The following is a 384-nucleotide window of genomic DNA, read 5'->3' on the forward strand; positions in this document are numbered from 1 at the left end:
CCCTTGTTATCGCCGATGCGGATCATGCGCTCGACCGGTACGCCGACTTCTTTGGTCCAGATGTCATACGCTTCGTCGTCCGTCGCGTAGACGGTGACCCACAGCTTTTCCTTGGGCAGCTTCAACACGCCGGTCAGGAAGGTCCAGGCGAACGTAATCGCGTCTTTCTTGAAATAGTCGCCGAAGCTGAAGTTACCCAGCATCTCGAAAAAAGTGTGGTGACGAGCGGTGTAGCCGACGTTTTCCAGGTCGCTGTTCTTGCCGCCGGCGCGTACGCACTTCTGGCTGCTGGTCGCGCGGGTATAAGCGCGCTTTTCCTGGCCCAGGAAGCAGTCCTTGAACTGGTTCATCCCCGCGTTAGTGAACAGCAGGGTTGGGTCGTTG

1 protein-coding gene is annotated in these 384 nt (G+C 57.8%); it reads right to left on the reverse strand.

What is annotated here, in order from left to right; all coding sequences use genetic code 11:
- On the reverse strand, positions 1-384 hold a 384-nt coding region (locus E4T71_RS09240), incomplete at both ends, for an alanine--tRNA ligase-related protein (protein ID WP_228062406.1).

This window comes from Streptococcus sp. WM07 (assembly GCF_004570525.1).
Lineage (GTDB): Bacteria > Bacillota > Bacilli > Lactobacillales > Streptococcaceae > Streptococcus.